This is a genomic window from Wolbachia endosymbiont (group B) of Ennomos erosarius, from assembly GCF_964026905.1.
Classification (GTDB): Bacteria; Pseudomonadota; Alphaproteobacteria; order Rickettsiales; family Anaplasmataceae; genus Wolbachia.
Window position 1 is genome coordinate 889971 of sequence record NZ_OZ034708.1, and the last position, 16577, is coordinate 906547.

Genomic DNA, 16577 nt, shown 5'->3' on the forward strand with positions numbered 1-16577 from the left:
TTAACTCACTAATTTTCTATTTTCAATCCACTTATTAAAATCTGCTTTGCTTACTGCTTCAACAACAATTGGCATAAATCCATGGCCTTGACCACACAATTCGTAGCACTGCCCGTAATAAACACCAGGCTTTTTGATATTAAACCACGCCTCATTCAGCCTTCCTGGTATCGCATCAATTTTTACACCAAAAGCCGGCACTCCCCAACTGTGTATCACATCTCCTGCTGTAACTTGTAAACGAACGTTAGTATTAACGGGTAAAATGATGTTGTTATCAACAGAGAATAGCTTCAAATCCCCTTCAATAAAGTCATCTTTTCCCTTGATATAACTATCAAATGACACACCTTGATATTCTGGATATTGGTAGCTCCAATACCATTGATGGCCAATAACTTTTAGTGTTATGTCAGCTTTCGGTATTTCTTCCTGTAGCTTCAGTAATTTAGCGTTTTCAAAGGCTAATATTCCAACAATGATAGTTGGTATAACAAACCAAATAATTTCTAAAGGAACACTATGGGTAGTTTTACTTATGTTTGTTACTTTGCTTTTACGAAAGCGAAACGCTATATAAGCAAGCAGCGCCCACACAAAAAGCATTATTGTAACCATCACAAGCATCACAAATGAATGTGACCTAACTACAGCCTCCATTACTTCAGTTGCAGGAGCAGGAAATCCAAATTGCCAGGAAGTAGGAGCAGAGGCAACAGATATATTTGAGTAAAATATTATCAATAGTGCAAATAACTTCACCATATCTTTTGTTTGTTTGCTATAAAACTAAGTGATATACTGTATAATAGTATATATAAACTTACTATGCAAATAGAGATTAGTGATGGTTAATAATTTTTTAGCATTCAACAAGTATAATAGTACAATACTAATTTGAGGAAAAAAGCATTTACATAAATCTATTGTAAGTAAAAATATTATAATATTTTAAATTAAGTATTTACTTTAAGTAAATTCTATAATAAGTTTAATAGTGTCTGTTACTGCTAATAACCCTCTAGCCTCACACCTAAAAGCAGTAACAGACACTATTAAACTTTATGACAAGTTTATAATCTGTAAGATCAAAGTCTTACAAGTTTCTTTATTTCATTATACATTGCAGTTTGTTAATTAACTTTTAATGCCTATGGTAGCATTTACTGAACCAAAGGTTTGCGTATTATAGAAAATAATTACAAAAAAAACACACTATTTATATACCATACAAACTTTTTTCATTCTGCATAGCTGAGTTACTAGATTTTGTAAACGAAATCTTTAGAGAAGCCAAATGGGCAAAGTTTCATGAAGGTCTTTGGCATCTCTTAACGCGAATTCTGGATTAAGGAAGGAAGAAAGTATAGGAAATAGAAGGCTTTTTGGATTTGATGGAATAGGAAATGAGAGTAGAAAAGATATGAACCAAAAAATTAACAGGGGATCTATGGCGAGTGTGTTCAATTTCTAACGCGAATTCTGGATTAAAGGAGAATAGAAAAGGCAAGAAAACAGGGTAAACTCAGCAGTTATAAAAAAACAGATGAGGTTAACCATGGAAGATATAACAAACTGTTTTGTTTGGTCGATGATTTTTGCAGAGATATAGAGAAAAATTTTGCAGGTAAACTACTGCCAAATGGTAAAAAACCCACAAGAACAACGGAAATTGAGCACTCCGAAATCATGACAATAATCCTGCTATATCAACAATCTCCGTGTAAAAATTTCAAAACTTTCTATCTACATTACCTAACGTTGCTCTACAAATCAGAGTTTCCAAAGTTGCCTTCATATACCAGGTTTGTTGCTCTAAAGCCTAGGGTTTTGTGGCATTTAGCAATGTTGTTGCATTGGCTTTGTGGACAGTCAGAAAACACTGGAATTTCATATATAGACACAACTCCCATTGCAGTTTGTCATGCAAAAAGAATATCCAAAAACAAAGTTTTTGCTGGAATTGCAAAATTAAGCAAGAGTACTTACGGCTGGTTTTTTGGTTTCAAATTACATATGGTAATCAATGAAAATGGTGAAATTCATTCACTTACGCTAACAAAAGGCAATGTTGATGATAGGATACCTGTGCCAAATCTGACGGAAAAATTAACCGGCCTTTTGTTTGGTGACAAAGGTTATATTGCAAAAGAGCTTTTTCAGAAGCTGTTTGACCGAGGTTTGAAACTTGTTACCAAGGTGAAAAAAGGTATGAAAAATGCATTGATTTCGCTAAATGAGAAGATTTTACTGAGAAAAAGGTCTATCATTGAGACTGTTTTTGGTTACCTAAAAAATAGACTAGAAATTGAACACACTCGCCATAGATCCCCTGTTAATTTTTTGGTTCATATCTTTTCTACTCTCATTTCCTATTCCATCAAATCCAAAAAGCCTTCTATTTCCTATACTTTCTTCCTTCCTTAATCCAGAATTCGCGTTTCTAGTCTATTTTTTAGGTAACCAAAAACAGTCTCAATGATAGACCTTTTTCTCAGTAAAATCTTCTCATTTAGCGAAATCAATGCATTTTTCATACCTTTTTTCACCTTGGTAACAAGTTTCAAACCTCGGTCAAACAGCTTCTGAAAAAGCTCTTTTGCAATATAACCTTTGTCACCAAACAAAAGGCCGGTTAATTTTTCCGTCAGATTTGGCACAGGTATCCTATCATCAACATTGCCTTTTGTTAGCGTAAGTGAATGAATTTCACCATTTTCATTGATTACCATATGTAATTTGAAACCAAAAAACCAGCCGTAAGTACTCTTGCTTAATTTTGCAATTCCAGCAAAAACTTTGTTTTTGGATATTCTTTTTGCATGACAAACTGCAATGGGAGTTGTGTCTATATATGAAATTCCAGTGTTTTCTGACTGTCCACAAAGCCAATGCAACAACATTGCTAAATGCCACAAAACCCTAGGCTTTAGAGCAACAAACCTGGTATATGAAGGCAACTTTGGAAACTCTGATTTGTAGAGCAACGTTAGGTAATGTAGATAGAAAGTTTTGAAATTTTTACACGGAGATTGTTGATATAGCAGGATTATTGTCATGATTTCGGAGTGCTCAATTTCCGTTGTTCTTGTGGGTTTTTTACCATTTGGCAGTAGTTTACCTGCAAAATTTTTCTCTATATCTCTGCAAAAATCATCGACCAAACAAAACAGTTTGTTATATCTTCCATGGTTAACCTCATCTATTAATCCAGAATTCGCGTTACTACTTTAACGAGTGAGCTACCTTTCTATAAAAGACCTATCGACTGTTGCAATTATAGGCGTAAACAAGAATGATAAAAGAGTACGGGATTGAGTAACTATGTACACTTCTGCTGGCATACCAGGGTATAGGTATACATTTTTAAACTGAGCAAGCTCTGACTTTGGTATCACCACGCGCACTGAATAATAACGCCCTAGTCTTGGATCATCAAGAGCGTCAGGAGAAATATGGCTTACTATACCACTAATTAAACTTAAACGACGTGCACTGTAAGCACTTAACCGGACTTTAACCTTTAGTCCTTCTAGCCCATCAATAGAGACTATGTTGCTATCTTTCTTTTGTGCTGACAGTACCTCTTCTATGTTTCTGGTCTGAATTTTAGCATCTATTATTAAGTCATCATCCGATGGCACTACGCTCATGATCGGAACTCCAGATTGTATAACACCACCTTCAGTATGGTATCTTATATCTGTAACTATCCCATCTTGAGGGGATTTAATTATTGTACGTGCCAGTGAATCTTCAGCAACCATCAGCCTCTCTTTCAAGTCTGCAATAGACGTACTAACTTCCTTAAGTTCAGCGTTTGCTCTTTCTTGAGAATCATTTTTTACGTTTATAATTTCTAATTCGTTCTCTCCAATTTTTTGCTGCACTTGAGATATTGCAGAACGGTAATGTCCAACTCTGCCTTCAATTTCAGCAAACTGTTTTTCTAAAGCTAAAATGTGTGGTTTGCTTATATGGCCACTATCAAGTAATTGTCTTTTTGTTTCCAACTCCTCAGTTATCAAGTCATATTGCTTATGAGCTGCATTTAGTTGAAAGTTTAGCCCCGCTAATTCATCATTTAACTGCTTTATACGTTGTTGCAGTATGTCTGTTTTTCCCAATATGCTCTTTCTCTGAGAGTTGAACAACTTTACTTGATTCTTTATCGCTTTATTTACAAGTTCATCGTGAGATAATTTTTTAACCTCATCAGGAAACTCGAGCGTGTCCAAATCTACTCTGATTGCAAGAAGCCTTGCTTCTGTTGCTAAAAATGATAAGAGCTTCTCTTTGATAATACTTAAATTCGCCTTCTCGTTAACATCACTCAACAAAACTAGAGGCTCATCTTTTTTAACTGCTTGGCTCTCTTTTACTAAAATTTTGCTTATTATTCCTCCGCCCAAGTGTTGAACTATTTTCCTATTTGAAGATACAATAACTTCTCCACTTGCATGCACCGCACCGTCAATTGGAGCTATAGCCGACCAAATACCGCCTATTCCAAAAAAGATGAGTATCACTATCAGACCAAAAGATAGTGGCCCCCATGTTACTTTCAGGACTTCATTTACGTTATTACTTTCGCGTTTTAAAATAAAATTTATCACTGCATCAATCAATGCAAACGTCTTATCCAAAAATTTTGGGTACTTCTTCTTTTTATTTTTTGCTCCTTGCATATTTATATTATCACTATGGCCAATCAAGGCTGTCAAAGAAAATCCAGCGCTAAGCTTTTTTAACTTACTTATCATAATACTACTGTGAATTTGTGTTAACTCAAGATAACACAGAAAAACAAAGAACTATAATTTAAGCATTCCATTTAGACTGTAGAGCACCAGAATAAACTATTTAGTAACAATTTCTGCATCAACTATGTTTTTAAAATTTTTTGACGTTTAACTTTATTATAACTTTTCCTTTATTTTGTGAATATCTGAGTTACTTATATTATGTAAGAAATCTATTGCCAACCAGTCAATATTCTGTTAGGAGTTAAGACAATATAAAGTTATTATGTTTGGATTGGAAAGCAGAAAGTTCCTGATCACTGGCGCATCAGGCGGAATAGGGCAAGCAATTGTAAAAATTATGCATAAAGCCGGAGCAACTTTATGTATTTCTGGCACAAAAAAAGAAGTGCTTGAAGAAGTTGCTAAACAATATGAAAAAAATATACACATACTCCCTTGTGACTTATCAAATGCTGAGGAAGTAAATCAACTAATAAATAGAGCAAGTGAGTTGATGGAAGGCTTTGACGGGCTTGTATGCAATGCGGGCATTACGCGAGACAGTTTATTATTGAGGATGACAGATGAAGCATGGCAAAAAGTAATTGATATTAACTTGAGCTCTACATTTAAGCTGAGTAGAGAAGCATGTAAGAAACTAATTAAGAATAATTGGGGAAGAATTATAAATATTTCCTCAATAGTAGGGCTGACAGGAAACGCCGGGCAAGCAAATTATGCAGCATCTAAAGCTGGAATAATAGCTATGAGCAAATCTATAGCAAAAGAAGTTGCAAGTCGTAATATAACAGTAAATTGTATTGCTCCTGGATTTATAGATACTAAAATGACTGAAGTTTTAAATGAAGGACAAAAGGGAAAAATATTAGATAATATTCCAATGAAAAGAATGGGAACAGGGGAAGAAATAGCAGCAGGGGTCTTATTTTTAGCAAGTGATGAAGCAAAATATATAACAGGGCATGTGCTTAACATTAATGGTGGGTTATTTATGTAGCAACACTTATGTATGGACAAATTATAAGTTTTACTTTAAAATAAAAAATGTGTAGTGTAGGTTTAAGTTTGCGTTAATTTATTATTTAAAGGCAAAAAAATGAGCTCTATAATAAAAAGATTTTTTAGTGTTTTTTGTGTAGTATTGCTTTTCTCTTTCTCAGGTTATGCAGCTGACTCTGATATGGATGACACAACTAAAGTAATATGCAATATTATTGGTTATGTTTGGGGGATAGGCGGTCCACTTATGACGGTAGTAATAATTGGTGCAGCTTTGCTTGCAATATTTGGCAGGATGCCATGGCCAGCCCTCTTTGCTCTAGGCATGTTCTGTGGTGTATTTTTTGGCGCTAAAACTATCATAACGAAAATTATGCCCAACGTAAGCGATGAAGCAAAAGCTATGTTGGAAAAGTGTGGACAAAAATAACCCATAAAAGTGCAGAAATGCTTTTTTGTTATCCATTAAATCGTTTCATATCTTCAACTTGCAACAAATAAGGGCTATCTTTTGGTAGAGTTTTAACAGCTAGCCTAGCATATTTTGTAAATTGCTTTAAATCACCTTCAATACAAGCCTTTTTTGTCAAGGCAAAATAATGCATTGCCGTATCAGCTTCACATTTATATGCAATGCTTAAATATTTCCAGACAAAGGCGTTATTTGGTTCTACATTCAAAATCTGCTCCAGGTAAAAAATCGCCTTTTTTGCATCACCGTGTAATAATAAAGTATGAGATAATGCGAGTTTTACTAAATAACTATTCTTCTCAGATAAATACCTAAGCGATTCTTCATAGATTTTTATTGCTTCACTTAAATTTCCAGCCTTGTATAGCATTTCTGCTTTTAATTCATATAGGTATGGGTCATTGCGTGATTCTTGAATCAATGAATTAACTTTAGCTATAGCCTCTTCTATCTTTCCTTGCCTATAGTAAACTATAGCATTTACATACTCAGAATTACCTTCATATTTATTAGATAACACATGAATAGGAGTAAAGAAAGAGTCTAGCTTTGCAACCACACGCTCAAACTTTAGTAATTTATCCGCAAAAATTGGTTTTACATTGTTTTTAACCTTATAATTTTGCACAGCAAATATGCGTTTATCACTAAGTGGGTGAGTGCGGAAATATTCCTCGGTGTTCTCATGCTCAATACTTTTAAAATAGTCAAAAATCTCTTTCATACCTGAATTATCATAGCCAGATTCATCAAGATACCTTAAAGCATAGCTATCTGCTACACTTTCTTGCTCTTGAGAATAGTTAAAAAACAGCCTTGAACTAAGCGCTACACCACTAAGCAAAATTGCACCAGCAATCTGAGGATTAATGATAATACTAGAAACTAATCCTACCATATAACTAATCATTGCTATTGATTGAAAATAACCCATAGCACCACTCATTTGCAATATATGACCAGCAGATATATGAGCAATTTCATGTGCTAATATACCAAGCAGAACATAAGGTTTAGCCGAATATTGTAAAAGCCCTAAATGAATGAAAATACTATTATTGCTAATTACGAAAGCGTTAATCGAATTATCATTAATTATAAAAACCTTCATTCGGTCACTATCAACATCCGCAGCAGAAAATAAAGGTTGCGCTAGCTCTTTCACTATTGCTTCCACTTCACTATCTCTAATAATGTTAATAGAGTAAGCATTATTATAATATGCAAAAAAGAACAATAAAGTCAAAAACTTAGCAATTTTAAACATGAAAATTCTGTATTTGTACAACTTACAGGAATTTTATATTTTAACACTTAAATTATACAAATTTATAAACGCTAGTTTGATTTTTTGACGTAACTGATAAGTTTGTCGATGGTGGTTAACTTAATTTTATGATGTTCAGCAAATTCAAGCAGCTCAGGTAAGCGCATCATAGAGCCATCATCATTCACTAATTCACACCCTACAGCTGCATGATTAAAGCCAACTAACTTTGCTATTTCAACACTTGCTTCAGTATGACCATTGCGTGCTAAAACCCCACCATCATTTGCAATAATAGGAAAAACATGCCCAGGAGTAATAATATCATCTTTAGTACTCTTTTCATCAATAGCGGTAAGTATCGTATGCGTTCTATCATGAGCAGAAACACCTGTTGTAATGCCATAACGCGCATCAATTGACGTAGTAAATGCAGTATGAGGAGTAAGCTTTTCATCCACATTACTTCTTCTCATAAACTCAAGATTTAGTTTATTCATATGAAGCTTTGTCATAGCTAAAAACACAATGCCAGTACCGTACCTAACCATAAAAGCCATATGTTCTGGTTTTACTTTTTCAGCTAAGACAACCAAATCACCTTCATTCTCTCTATTTTCATCATCAACTAAAATGAATAATTTACCGGAACGAGCATCCTCTAACACATCTTCCACAGAAGAAATACCGGGTAGACTCATTGAAGCATAAGTGGCCTGTACCATAATAATTTACTTAAATTCAATCTTAACTATTTTATACAATTTCTCTCCATTTGGCACTGTCACTTCCACATACTCACCGACTTTTTTGCCGATTAAGGCACTCCCGAGTGGTGAACTAGTAGATATTAACTGCTTTGAAACATCAGCTTCATATTCGCCTACAACTTTATAAACATACTCCACTTCACCGTTATTATCACTTAACATGCTTAATGTCACAGTTGCACCAAACATTACTGAATCACCAGACAAATTTTTTACTTCTATTATTTCCGCATGTGAGAGCTTACTCTCTATCTCCATTATACGGCCTTCAATAAAACCTAACCTTTCCCGTGCTGCATGATACTCTGCGTTTTCAGACAAATCACCTTGATCACGAGCATCAGAAATAGCTTGTATAACAGAAGGTTTTTCTTCCTTTAATTTTTCAAGTTCGGCTTGCATATTCTCAAAACCTTCCCTCGTCATAGGAAATTTATTAATAATGGATGAAGCCATAATCACCACCTAAACGCAATTAAATTGAGTAACGAAATTACTCACAATGTTAAAAATATCACCTTTTATATCATCACTCATGTCATTTGACAACTTTTTTAAAACCCCAGGATGCACAGTATGAAAATAATTAATAAGATCATGTTCAAATTTATTAATGTAACTTATTTGTATTTTACTTAACTGATTATACAGGTTAGAAAAAATATATATCAGCACTACTTGCTCTTCTATTGACATAGGTAAATGTTGTTTTTGCTTTAATAACTCGACAAGATATTTACCCTTACTCAAGGATAATTGAACACTAGCATCAAGATCAGAACCAAATTTTGCGAAATCTTCTAATTCTCTATACTGAGCTAAGCTTAGCTTAATAGAACCAGCAACTTTCTTCACAGACTTTAGTTGTGCAGCAGAACCAACCCGTGAAACTGACAAACCTATATTTACTGCAGGTCGAAATCCTTTATAAAATAATTCAGACTCAAGAAAGATCTGTCCATCGGTAATTGAAATAACATTTGTTGGCACATATGCAGATACATCACCAGCTTGAGTTTCGACAATTGGCAAAGCAGTTAAAGACCCCTGCCCTTTTTTATCAGACATTTTAGCAGCTCTTTCAAGCAAGCGAGAATGTACATAGAATATATCTCCAGGGTAAGCTTCACGACCAGGAGGACGTCTGAGCAATAAAGACATCTGCCTATATGCCACAGCATGCTTAGATAAATCATCATATACAATCAAACAATGCATTCCATTGTCACGGAAAAATTCCCCAATAGTGCAACCAGCATAAGGTGCTAAAAATTGCATAGGCGCGCAGTCAGATGCACTAGCCACAACTACAGTTGTATACTTTAATGCTCCGCTTTCTTTCAGCTTATTTACTACTTTTGCTACTGTTGAAATTTTTTGTCCAATAGCAACATAAACACAGTAAATTTTTTGATTTTCGTTTACCTCATCGTTAATCTTCTTCTGATTGATAATAGTATCAAGCGCAATAGTAGTTTTACCAATTTGTCTATCACCAATAATTAATTCACGCTGCCCTCTACCTATTGGAATTAGCAAATCTATAATTTTAATTCCTGTTTGCAGTGGCTCATGCACAGACTTACGATCAATAATGCCTGGCGCTTTAGATTCTATATCCATTCTGTTTTTGGCTCTAATTTCCCCACCTTCGTCTATAGGATGGCCCAACGCATTTACAACTCTCCCTAACAATTCATGCCCTACAGGCACCTGCACAACATCACCACTACATTTTACAACGTCTCCTTCTTTCACATCACGGTCATTACCAAGCACAACTATTCCAGCCGTATCATGATCTAAATCAAGAACTATTCCTTCTACACCACTTGCAAAAAATACCTTTTCACCGAATTTTGCTTTTTCCAGCCCATAAACCAATGCGATACCATCTGTTACTGAAATTACTTCACCTATATTTTCCCGCTTTATAGGATTATCAAACGTCTCAACCTTTTCTCTTATTATACTTGCTATCTCAGAAACATTCATACTGTTCTTCATACAAAATTCCTTACTTTTAATATTTCCATTTTACTTAAGTCAACTAACCTATCCAAGTAACTTTTTAGCGAAGCATCGATCAAATTAAAACCATACCTAACTACGAAGCCACCTAGTATAGAAGGGTCAACCACATTGCTTACTTTTATTATTTTACCAAGAAAGCTCAAAGATTCAGTAATTATTTTTATATCAGATCCCTTTAAAGTTTCTGCTGACTTTATAGTAATTTCGAATTCATTTTCATTTTCTCTTGCAAGACTTAAGAATTTTTCTAATATAAGGATCAATAAACTAGAGCGTTTATTTGCAAATACAACCATAATAAATTTTACTAAATTCTCACTCAAGTGCTCATTTATAGAAAGCATCACTTCTTTTTTCTGTGCAAAAGAAATCATAGGATGGGATAGATACACAAAAACGTCACGTTGATCCTTAAAAAAAGCCAACAAAAATTCTACTTCTTTCCTTATAATACCTAACCTGCTTCCTGAGACAGGAAACAGCACTCTAGCGTAAGATGAAACTAAATTATTGTATTGGGTCTTTTTCATATTAAATCCAGTAAATCTAAATTAATTCAGCTACAAATCTTTCATTCTTCAATCCAAGCATTTTTTATATAAACAGGTCTTCTCTTTAAGGAAAGAAAATATAAATCATATCTGAGTGAATAATTTAAAAAACTAAGGTTTTTACTTAAGAAATACTTAGAAGAATTTATAATAGACTGACATTGAAGATGAGATATCGGTATTTCTTTTCCAAGTAAACTTGTTTTAACTTCTATAAAAATCAGCTCCTTTTTTTTAGATACAATTAAGTCAATTTCACCGAACTTACAACGGTAACGGCGTTTTATAACATTATACCATTTCAGCCTTAAATACGCTAAAATTAACAATTTGCCAAAGTAACCTATAAAGTAGCGTAACCTACTTACCATAAGAAGAACAATTATGATAATAATTAACTTTGTGTAACTACTTTGCCTCCTTCTCTATTTTTACTATAAACCTTACCTCTTTTGCTGCAACATCCCTATCAACCAGTTCTATCACTGCCATTGAAGCACAATCACCCTTTCGAGTGCTAAATTTTATTATTCTAGAATACCCACCCTCACGATCTTGATAACGGCTGGCTAAGACGTTTAATAACTTATCAACTGCTAACTTACTATTATGAAGGCGTGAAAGCAAAAGTCTTTTACCATGTAAAGTATTCTTATTCTTAGCAATTGTAATAAACTTTTCGACATATGGACGAAGTTCCTTAGCTTTTGGTAAAGTAGTTACAATCTGCTCATGGTTAATTAATGAGATAGATAGATTCTTTAACATCGATAATCTATGTTCAGTACAAAGAGATAGTTTACGTTTTTTTATTCCATGTTTCATATATCACCTAATCTTCATCAGTATGTTGTTTAGCCAACTCATCTATATCTTTAGGCGGCCAGTTTAACACATTCATACCCAAAGACAAGCCAAAATTAGCCAAAACTGCCTTAATCTCATTCAAAGACTTTCTGCCAAAATTAGCAGTTCTTAACATTTCACCTTCTGTCTTTTGCACAAGATCACCTATATAAGTGATATTTTCGTTTTTCAGACAGTTATGAGATCTGACAGATAATTCCATTTCATCTACCTTACGCAATAAGACAGGGTCATAACCCAAATCTTTAGCACCACTAGACGAAGAAACCTGCAATTTTTTATAACTTACATCAGAACTAATAAAGGGCTGAAGTTGCTCCTGCAATATTCTTGCAGCAGAGTCAACAGCTTGACTCGGAGAGATTGTACCATCAGTTTCAATTGACAATATCAGCTTATCCTTATCAGTCACTTGGCCAACACGACTGTTCTCTACCCTGTACGAAACCCTGTTGACAGGGCTATACAAAGCATTAACTGGAATAAACCCAATTAAATCCTGTTCACTCATAAGCTTCAAAAGTTCATTTTCTTTATACTTAATTACAGGAAGATAACCTTTTCCGCTAGCCACATATATGGTCATGTTAAGCTCTACATTTTGCCCCAGCGTACATATTAATAAATCTTTATTAACAATAGAGCATTGATCATCAGTTTCTATCATCCCAGCTAATACCTGGCAAGGCCCTTTAGCGTTTAAATTTAAGCATTTATTAGAAGCACCATTTAATTTACACCTCAACATGCCCATATTTAATACTATATCAGTTACGTCTTCTCTCACCCCTTGAACTGAAGTAAACTCATGAGTTACACCTTCAATTTTTATTCCATAAACAGCACTACCTTTAAGAGAAGATAACATTACACGTCTTAATGCATTACCTAATGTTAAAGCAAAACCACTTTCCAACGGTTCTAGCACTATATCACTTTTTTCACTGGAATCATCTGATATTACCTTAACTGAACTAGGTTTAATCAATTTATCTAAATTGCTACAGAGAGAAACATCATTATTATAATACATAAAACAACCTTTTCAAATATCCTATACTCTTCTTTTTTTTCTTAACCTGCACCCATTATGAGGAATTGCGGTTTTATCTGCAATTGAAGTCACAGTCAACCCACAGCTCTGAAGTGCTTTAACCGCAGCTTCGGTACCAAAGCCAGGACCACGAATTATTACAGAGACAACCTTCATACCAAATCTCTCCATTGCCTTCTTCGCAGCAGCCTCCGCAGCCTTACCTGCAGCATAAGGTGTGGATTTTCTCGAACCTGAAAAACCACATGCACCCACAGAAGTTTGACATAGCGTATTACCATGAACATCAGTTACATTTACAAAAGTATTATTAAAAGTTGCACGAATATGAACAACACCAGTAATAAACTCTTTTGTACTATTACCAACCGTTTTGACTTTTTTCATTAAAACTCACAATAATAATAAATTTTATTTTTTCCCAGCAATAGGCAACCGAGATCTACCTTTACGAGTCTTAGCATTAGTATGAGTCCTTTGCCCTCTCACAGGTAAACCTTTTCTATGTCTCACTCCTCTATAGCATCCCATTTCCACTAAAGATTTTATGTTCATAGCCACTTCTTTTCTGAGCTCACCTTCTATAACATAATTTTGTCTAATGAAACTGCTGATCTTTTCTATATCTTCATCTCGTAATTCTGAAACACGTTTGCGCTTATCAACTTCGCAAGCGTGACAAATTACATTCGCAGTAGCAATACCTATACCATATATATAAGTTAATGCAAAAGGAACACATTTCCTCACTGGAATATTTATGCCTGCAATACGTGCCACTGGTACCTCGATACTTTATTAATAATAACTCTTAATTTATACCATAAAACAACTCAGAGTCAAACCAAATTACAAGAAATTTTACTTTCAATCTCTTGCGTTACCTCATCAACACTCAAATTAGCGTCAATTGTTAATAATTTGCCTTTATAATACTCGCGTAAACCTTTCATTTGAAGGTGATATTCACTTATTCTCTTATTAATTGCAGACATATCAGCATCATCAATTCTTTTCTCTAACTTCGTACTTTTACACTTAGCACAAGTAGTACTCTTAAAAGAAGATATACTATATATACTTTTACAGTCCAAACACGCAAGACGATTTTTTAATCTATCGATTGCAATATTATCGTCAAGCTGCAGCTCAATTACAATATCAACATCTGTACTATATTTCTCCTGCAAAATTTGAGTCAAGAAATGAGCTTGGTTTAAATTTCTCGGAAACCCGTCTAACAAGCAATTACCATCCATTGATGCAAGCTGGTCACGCAATAATCCACATATAATTTCATCTTGAATTAAATTACCAGATTCTACGGTACCCTTTATTTTTTCACCTAACTCACTACTGCTAGATATAATATTCCTTAATAAATCCCCTACTGAAATTAATTTCAAATTATATTTTGCTATTAACAAGCTTGACTGAGTACCTTTACCAGAACCTGGAGGACCAAAAATCGTAATGATCATCTTACTTTCCTCGTTTTAGACTCATATTTCTTTATCCAGCTGTCGTACCTATTCGAAAAAATATAAGATTGTATTTGCACAATAGTATCAGTAATAACGTTCACTATAATCAGCAAGCTCGTTCCACCAAAAATAAATGGTATATCATAATAATATCTCATAACTTCAGGTACGGTACATATAACTACCAAATACGCAGAGCCAATGAATGTCAACTTAAAAACTATATCTTGAAGGTAATCAGAAGTATGTTTCCCAGGCCTTCTACCAGGTATAAAACCACCATTCTTTTTAAGAAAATCTGCGTTTTCCTCTGGATTAAATATAAAATTGGTATAGAAAAAATTAAAAAATACTATCAGCACCAAATAGGCTACAATATATACTACTTTATTTGCCATAAAGTAATTCAAAATAAAATCGGAAAAAGCGTGCCCCTTATAGAAATTTGCAATTGAAATAGGTGTCAATAAAATTGCATTAGCAAAAATGGTTGGTACTACACCAGATAAATTAATCTTCAATGGAATATAAGTAAAATCGTCATTATGTAATCTTTTAAATTGCTTTTTAGGATGTTGAACAATAACCTTTCTATAAGAAGACTCTACAAAAATGACTAAGAGTAGCAGTAAAAAAAACAATATCAAAACAAAAAGGATAATAAATAACGATACGCTACCGTTTTTATTTAACGTTAACAAAGATGACAAAGCGCTGTGTAACTCTGATATTATGCCCGTGAAAATGATTAATGAGATACCATTGCCTATACCGCTAGCGCTGATTCGTTCACCAAGCCATATTAAAAGCATAGTTCCACCTAAAAGGCTAAAAACACCTATTGTACGAAACATAACACCAGGTTCGATTACAACCAATACCCCTTCCCTATTCATCCCTTCCAATCCAACCAAAATTGGAATTGATTGAAATACACAAATTACTATGGTCAGGTAGCGTATATAAGAATTCATCTTTCTACGGCCTGACTCTCCATCATTCTTAACTTCCTTCATTCCTTTAATCGCAGAAGAAAGCAACTGAATAATGATAGAAGCCATTATATATGGCATAACGTTCAATGCTAGAATTGTCATTCTAGCCAATGCACCACCAGAAAATAAATTAAATACTCCAAAAACGCCTGAGCCCTCTTTGGGAAATATATCATTAATTACATCAAGATTAATTCCAGGGATAGGCACATAAGTACCCAAGCGATAGCAAATTAAAGCTATTAGCGTAAAAAATATACGTTTTAATAAATCGCCTTTATATAACAACGTAGGATCCAAGCTATTAAATGCGGATTTATTGCCCATGATTTACGATAGTATTTCCACACTACCACCAACTGAAGCTACAGATTTTTTTGCAGCTTCTGACGCAAAATCAACATGAAACACAAATTTTTCGCTCAACTTACCTTTATTAAGAAGTTTAATTTTATTCTTAATAGACTTTATAAAACCTAATTCATACAGCCTCTCCTTATCTATAACAGAGTCTTTCACTATTTTTTTAGCTTCCATTAAGCGCTGTATATCGCCAACATTAATTATAGAGTATATGTTCCTACGTATAGGCTTAAAACCTCTTTTAGGCAAACGAGTATATATAGACTGTTGTCCACCCTCAAAACCATTTATGGAAACTCCACTTCTAGCCTTTTGCCCTTTATGCCCTCTACCGGATGTTTTACCTTTACCACAACCGATACCTCTACCCAGCAACTTAGGCTTCTTTTTCTTAGATAACTTAGTAAATATAGAGTTTAATTTTACAGCATTATTCATACTTTACCTGTTTCCAACTATCTCGCTAATCTTTTTGCCTCTTTTGCTTGCCACCTGACGAGGAGACAACATACTATCAAAAGCCTTAAACACCGCACATATAACATTATGAGGATTATTTGATCTAGTAGATTTAGCTACCACATCCTTTATACCTAACACCTCAAAAACTGACCTAACCGCTCCACCAGCAATAATACCTGTTCCGGCTCTTGCGGTTCTTAAAACTATCTCACCAGAACAAAATTTAGCTTTAATATCATGATGCAAAGTTCTACCTTCACGCAAGTACACTCTAATCATCGATTTCTTTGCAGCATTTACAGCTTTGACTCTTGCTTCAGCAACTTCTGCGTGCTTACCTATTCCACATCCTACCCTACCCTTCTCATCGCCAACAACAACCAAAATTGAAAATGAAAATCTTCTACCACCTTTGGTAACCGTTGTTACTCTTCGTACCGAAACTAAAAGCTCTGATAAATCATTATTATTTTGTAAATTCTTTATAGCCATA

At 34.2% G+C, this 16577-nt stretch carries 19 protein-coding genes and 2 pseudogenes; 3 read left to right on the top strand and 18 right to left on the bottom strand.

Going from position 1 to position 16577, the window contains the following annotated elements:
• Complete coding sequence (gene coxB, locus AAGD95_RS04635; protein ID WP_341818327.1) at window positions 1–765, bottom strand: cytochrome c oxidase subunit II; 765 nt, start codon at window positions 763–765, stop codon at window positions 1–3.
• Window positions 766–1348: 583 nt separating this feature from the next.
• Window positions 1349–1471, bottom strand: a pseudogene (locus AAGD95_RS04640) (IS982 family transposase); the annotation flags it as partial.
• Window positions 1472–1575: 104 nt separating this feature from the next.
• Here AAGD95_RS04640 and AAGD95_RS04645 point away from each other — a divergent pair.
• The gene (locus AAGD95_RS04645) at window positions 1576–2427 is read left to right on the top strand and encodes an IS982 family transposase (RefSeq protein WP_410542088.1); all 852 of its coding nucleotides are present in this window, start codon (window positions 1576–1578) and stop codon (window positions 2425–2427) included.
• Here the strand turns inward: AAGD95_RS04645 and AAGD95_RS04650 are convergent.
• Window positions 2424–3206 (bottom strand): IS982 family transposase, encoded by a 783-nt coding sequence (locus AAGD95_RS04650; RefSeq protein ID WP_341818839.1) that lies wholly within the window; start codon window positions 3204–3206, stop codon window positions 2424–2426. The two genes, AAGD95_RS04645 and AAGD95_RS04650, sit on opposite strands and share 4 nt — an antisense overlap.
• Before the next feature lie 36 nt (window positions 3207–3242).
• Entirely contained in the window at window positions 3243–4763 is a 1521-nt protein-coding gene (locus tag AAGD95_RS04655) for an HlyD family type I secretion periplasmic adaptor subunit (protein ID WP_341818329.1), read from the bottom strand.
• Window positions 4764–5028: 265 nt separating this feature from the next.
• On the opposite strand from AAGD95_RS04655, the gene fabG reads away from it, so the two are divergent.
• Entirely contained in the window at window positions 5029–5763 is a 735-nt protein-coding gene (gene fabG, locus AAGD95_RS04660) for a 3-oxoacyl-[acyl-carrier-protein] reductase (RefSeq protein WP_341818330.1), read from the top strand.
• A gap of 99 nt (window positions 5764–5862) precedes the next feature.
• On the top strand, window positions 5863–6195 hold the full coding sequence (locus AAGD95_RS04665; protein WP_341818331.1) for a TrbC/VirB2 family protein: 333 nt from the start codon (window positions 5863–5865) through the stop codon (window positions 6193–6195).
• Between the two features lie 28 nt (window positions 6196–6223).
• On the opposite strand, the gene AAGD95_RS04670 is transcribed toward AAGD95_RS04665, so the two are convergent.
• The 14 genes and pseudogenes from AAGD95_RS04670 to rpsE form a co-directional block, all read right to left on the bottom strand.
• On the bottom strand, window positions 6224–7504 hold the full coding sequence (locus AAGD95_RS04670; protein ID WP_341818332.1) for a M48 family metalloprotease: 1281 nt from the start codon (window positions 7502–7504) through the stop codon (window positions 6224–6226).
• A 71-nt stretch (window positions 7505–7575) separates the two neighbouring features.
• A complete protein-coding gene (ribB, locus tag AAGD95_RS04675) occupies window positions 7576–8229 on the bottom strand; it encodes a 3,4-dihydroxy-2-butanone-4-phosphate synthase (RefSeq protein WP_265035471.1) in 654 nt (217 codons plus the stop codon).
• Between the two features lie 6 nt (window positions 8230–8235).
• Entirely contained in the window at window positions 8236–8730 is a 495-nt protein-coding gene (gene greA / locus AAGD95_RS04680) for a transcription elongation factor GreA (RefSeq protein WP_341818333.1), read from the bottom strand.
• A 9-nt stretch (window positions 8731–8739) separates the two neighbouring features.
• Entirely contained in the window at window positions 8740–10281 is a 1542-nt protein-coding gene (gene atpA, locus AAGD95_RS04685) for a F0F1 ATP synthase subunit alpha (RefSeq protein WP_341818334.1), read from the bottom strand.
• On the bottom strand, window positions 10278–10838 hold the full coding sequence (gene atpH / locus AAGD95_RS04690; RefSeq protein WP_341818335.1) for an ATP synthase F1 subunit delta: 561 nt from the start codon (window positions 10836–10838) through the stop codon (window positions 10278–10280). Before atpH ends, atpA begins: the two co-directional genes overlap by 4 nt.
• Window positions 10839–10879: 41 nt before the next feature.
• On the bottom strand, window positions 10880–11230 hold the full coding sequence (locus AAGD95_RS04695) for a YraN family protein (RefSeq protein ID WP_341818336.1): 351 nt from the start codon (window positions 11228–11230) through the stop codon (window positions 10880–10882).
• Between the two features lie 23 nt (window positions 11231–11253).
• Window positions 11254–11684, bottom strand: a pseudogene (gene rplQ, locus AAGD95_RS04700) (50S ribosomal protein L17).
• A gap of 7 nt (window positions 11685–11691) precedes the next feature.
• Window positions 11692–12759, bottom strand: coding sequence for a DNA-directed RNA polymerase subunit alpha (locus AAGD95_RS04705; RefSeq protein WP_265025657.1), 1068 nt, complete (start codon window positions 12757–12759; stop codon window positions 11692–11694).
• A 21-nt stretch (window positions 12760–12780) separates the two neighbouring features.
• Entirely contained in the window at window positions 12781–13167 is a 387-nt protein-coding gene (gene rpsK / locus AAGD95_RS04710; protein WP_341818337.1) for a 30S ribosomal protein S11, read from the bottom strand.
• Window positions 13168–13191: 24 nt separating this feature from the next.
• On the bottom strand, window positions 13192–13560 hold the full coding sequence (gene rpsM, locus AAGD95_RS04715; RefSeq protein WP_007550179.1) for a 30S ribosomal protein S13: 369 nt from the start codon (window positions 13558–13560) through the stop codon (window positions 13192–13194).
• A 59-nt stretch (window positions 13561–13619) separates the two neighbouring features.
• Entirely contained in the window at window positions 13620–14261 is a 642-nt protein-coding gene (locus AAGD95_RS04720) for an adenylate kinase family protein (RefSeq protein WP_265025659.1), read from the bottom strand.
• Window positions 14258–15586, bottom strand: a complete 1329-nt coding sequence (gene secY / locus AAGD95_RS04725; RefSeq protein ID WP_265035465.1) for a preprotein translocase subunit SecY — start codon at window positions 15584–15586, stop codon at window positions 14258–14260. Before secY ends, AAGD95_RS04720 begins: the two co-directional genes overlap by 4 nt.
• Window positions 15587–15589: 3 nt before the next feature.
• Window positions 15590–16060, bottom strand: a complete 471-nt coding sequence (rplO, locus tag AAGD95_RS04730) for a 50S ribosomal protein L15 (protein WP_341818338.1) — start codon at window positions 16058–16060, stop codon at window positions 15590–15592.
• 3 nt (window positions 16061–16063) lie between these two features.
• Window positions 16064–16576, bottom strand: coding sequence for a 30S ribosomal protein S5 (gene rpsE / locus AAGD95_RS04735; RefSeq protein WP_265035464.1), 513 nt, complete (start codon window positions 16574–16576; stop codon window positions 16064–16066).
• Window position 16577: the final 1 nt, after the last annotated feature.

Bases quoted from the DNA above. Each gene is read 5' to 3' on its own strand.
- AAGD95_RS04695 (WP_341818336.1), bottom strand. From the start codon at position 11,230: ATGGTAAGTAGGTTACGCTACTTTATAGGTTACTTTGGCAAATTGTTA.
- ribB (WP_265035471.1), bottom strand. From the start codon at position 8,229: ATGGTACAGGCCACTTATGCTTCAATGAGTCTACCCGGTATTTCTTCT.
- atpA (WP_341818334.1), bottom strand. From the start codon at position 10,281: ATGAAGAACAGTATGAATGTTTCTGAGATAGCAAGTATAATAAGAGAA.
- coxB (WP_341818327.1), bottom strand. From the start codon at position 765: ATGGTGAAGTTATTTGCACTATTGATAATATTTTACTCAAATATATCT.
- secY (WP_265035465.1), bottom strand. From the start codon at position 15,586: ATGGGCAATAAATCCGCATTTAATAGCTTGGATCCTACGTTGTTATAT.
- rplO (WP_341818338.1), bottom strand. From the start codon at position 16,060: ATGAATAATGCTGTAAAATTAAACTCTATATTTACTAAGTTATCTAAG.
- rpsE (WP_265035464.1), bottom strand. From the start codon at position 16,576: ATGGCTATAAAGAATTTACAAAATAATAATGATTTATCAGAGCTTTTA.
- AAGD95_RS04705 (WP_265025657.1), bottom strand. From the start codon at position 12,759: ATGTATTATAATAATGATGTTTCTCTCTGTAGCAATTTAGATAAATTG.
- fabG (WP_341818330.1), top strand. From the start codon at position 5,029: ATGTTTGGATTGGAAAGCAGAAAGTTCCTGATCACTGGCGCATCAGGC.
- atpH (WP_341818335.1), bottom strand. From the start codon at position 10,838: ATGAAAAAGACCCAATACAATAATTTAGTTTCATCTTACGCTAGAGTG.
- AAGD95_RS04670 (WP_341818332.1), bottom strand. From the start codon at position 7,504: ATGTTTAAAATTGCTAAGTTTTTGACTTTATTGTTCTTTTTTGCATAT.
- AAGD95_RS04665 (WP_341818331.1), top strand. From the start codon at position 5,863: ATGAGCTCTATAATAAAAAGATTTTTTAGTGTTTTTTGTGTAGTATTG.
- AAGD95_RS04655 (WP_341818329.1), bottom strand. From the start codon at position 4,763: ATGATAAGTAAGTTAAAAAAGCTTAGCGCTGGATTTTCTTTGACAGCC.
- rpsK (WP_341818337.1), bottom strand. From the start codon at position 13,167: ATGAAAAAAGTCAAAACGGTTGGTAATAGTACAAAAGAGTTTATTACT.
- AAGD95_RS04720 (WP_265025659.1), bottom strand. From the start codon at position 14,261: ATGATCATTACGATTTTTGGTCCTCCAGGTTCTGGTAAAGGTACTCAG.
- greA (WP_341818333.1), bottom strand. From the start codon at position 8,730: ATGGCTTCATCCATTATTAATAAATTTCCTATGACGAGGGAAGGTTTT.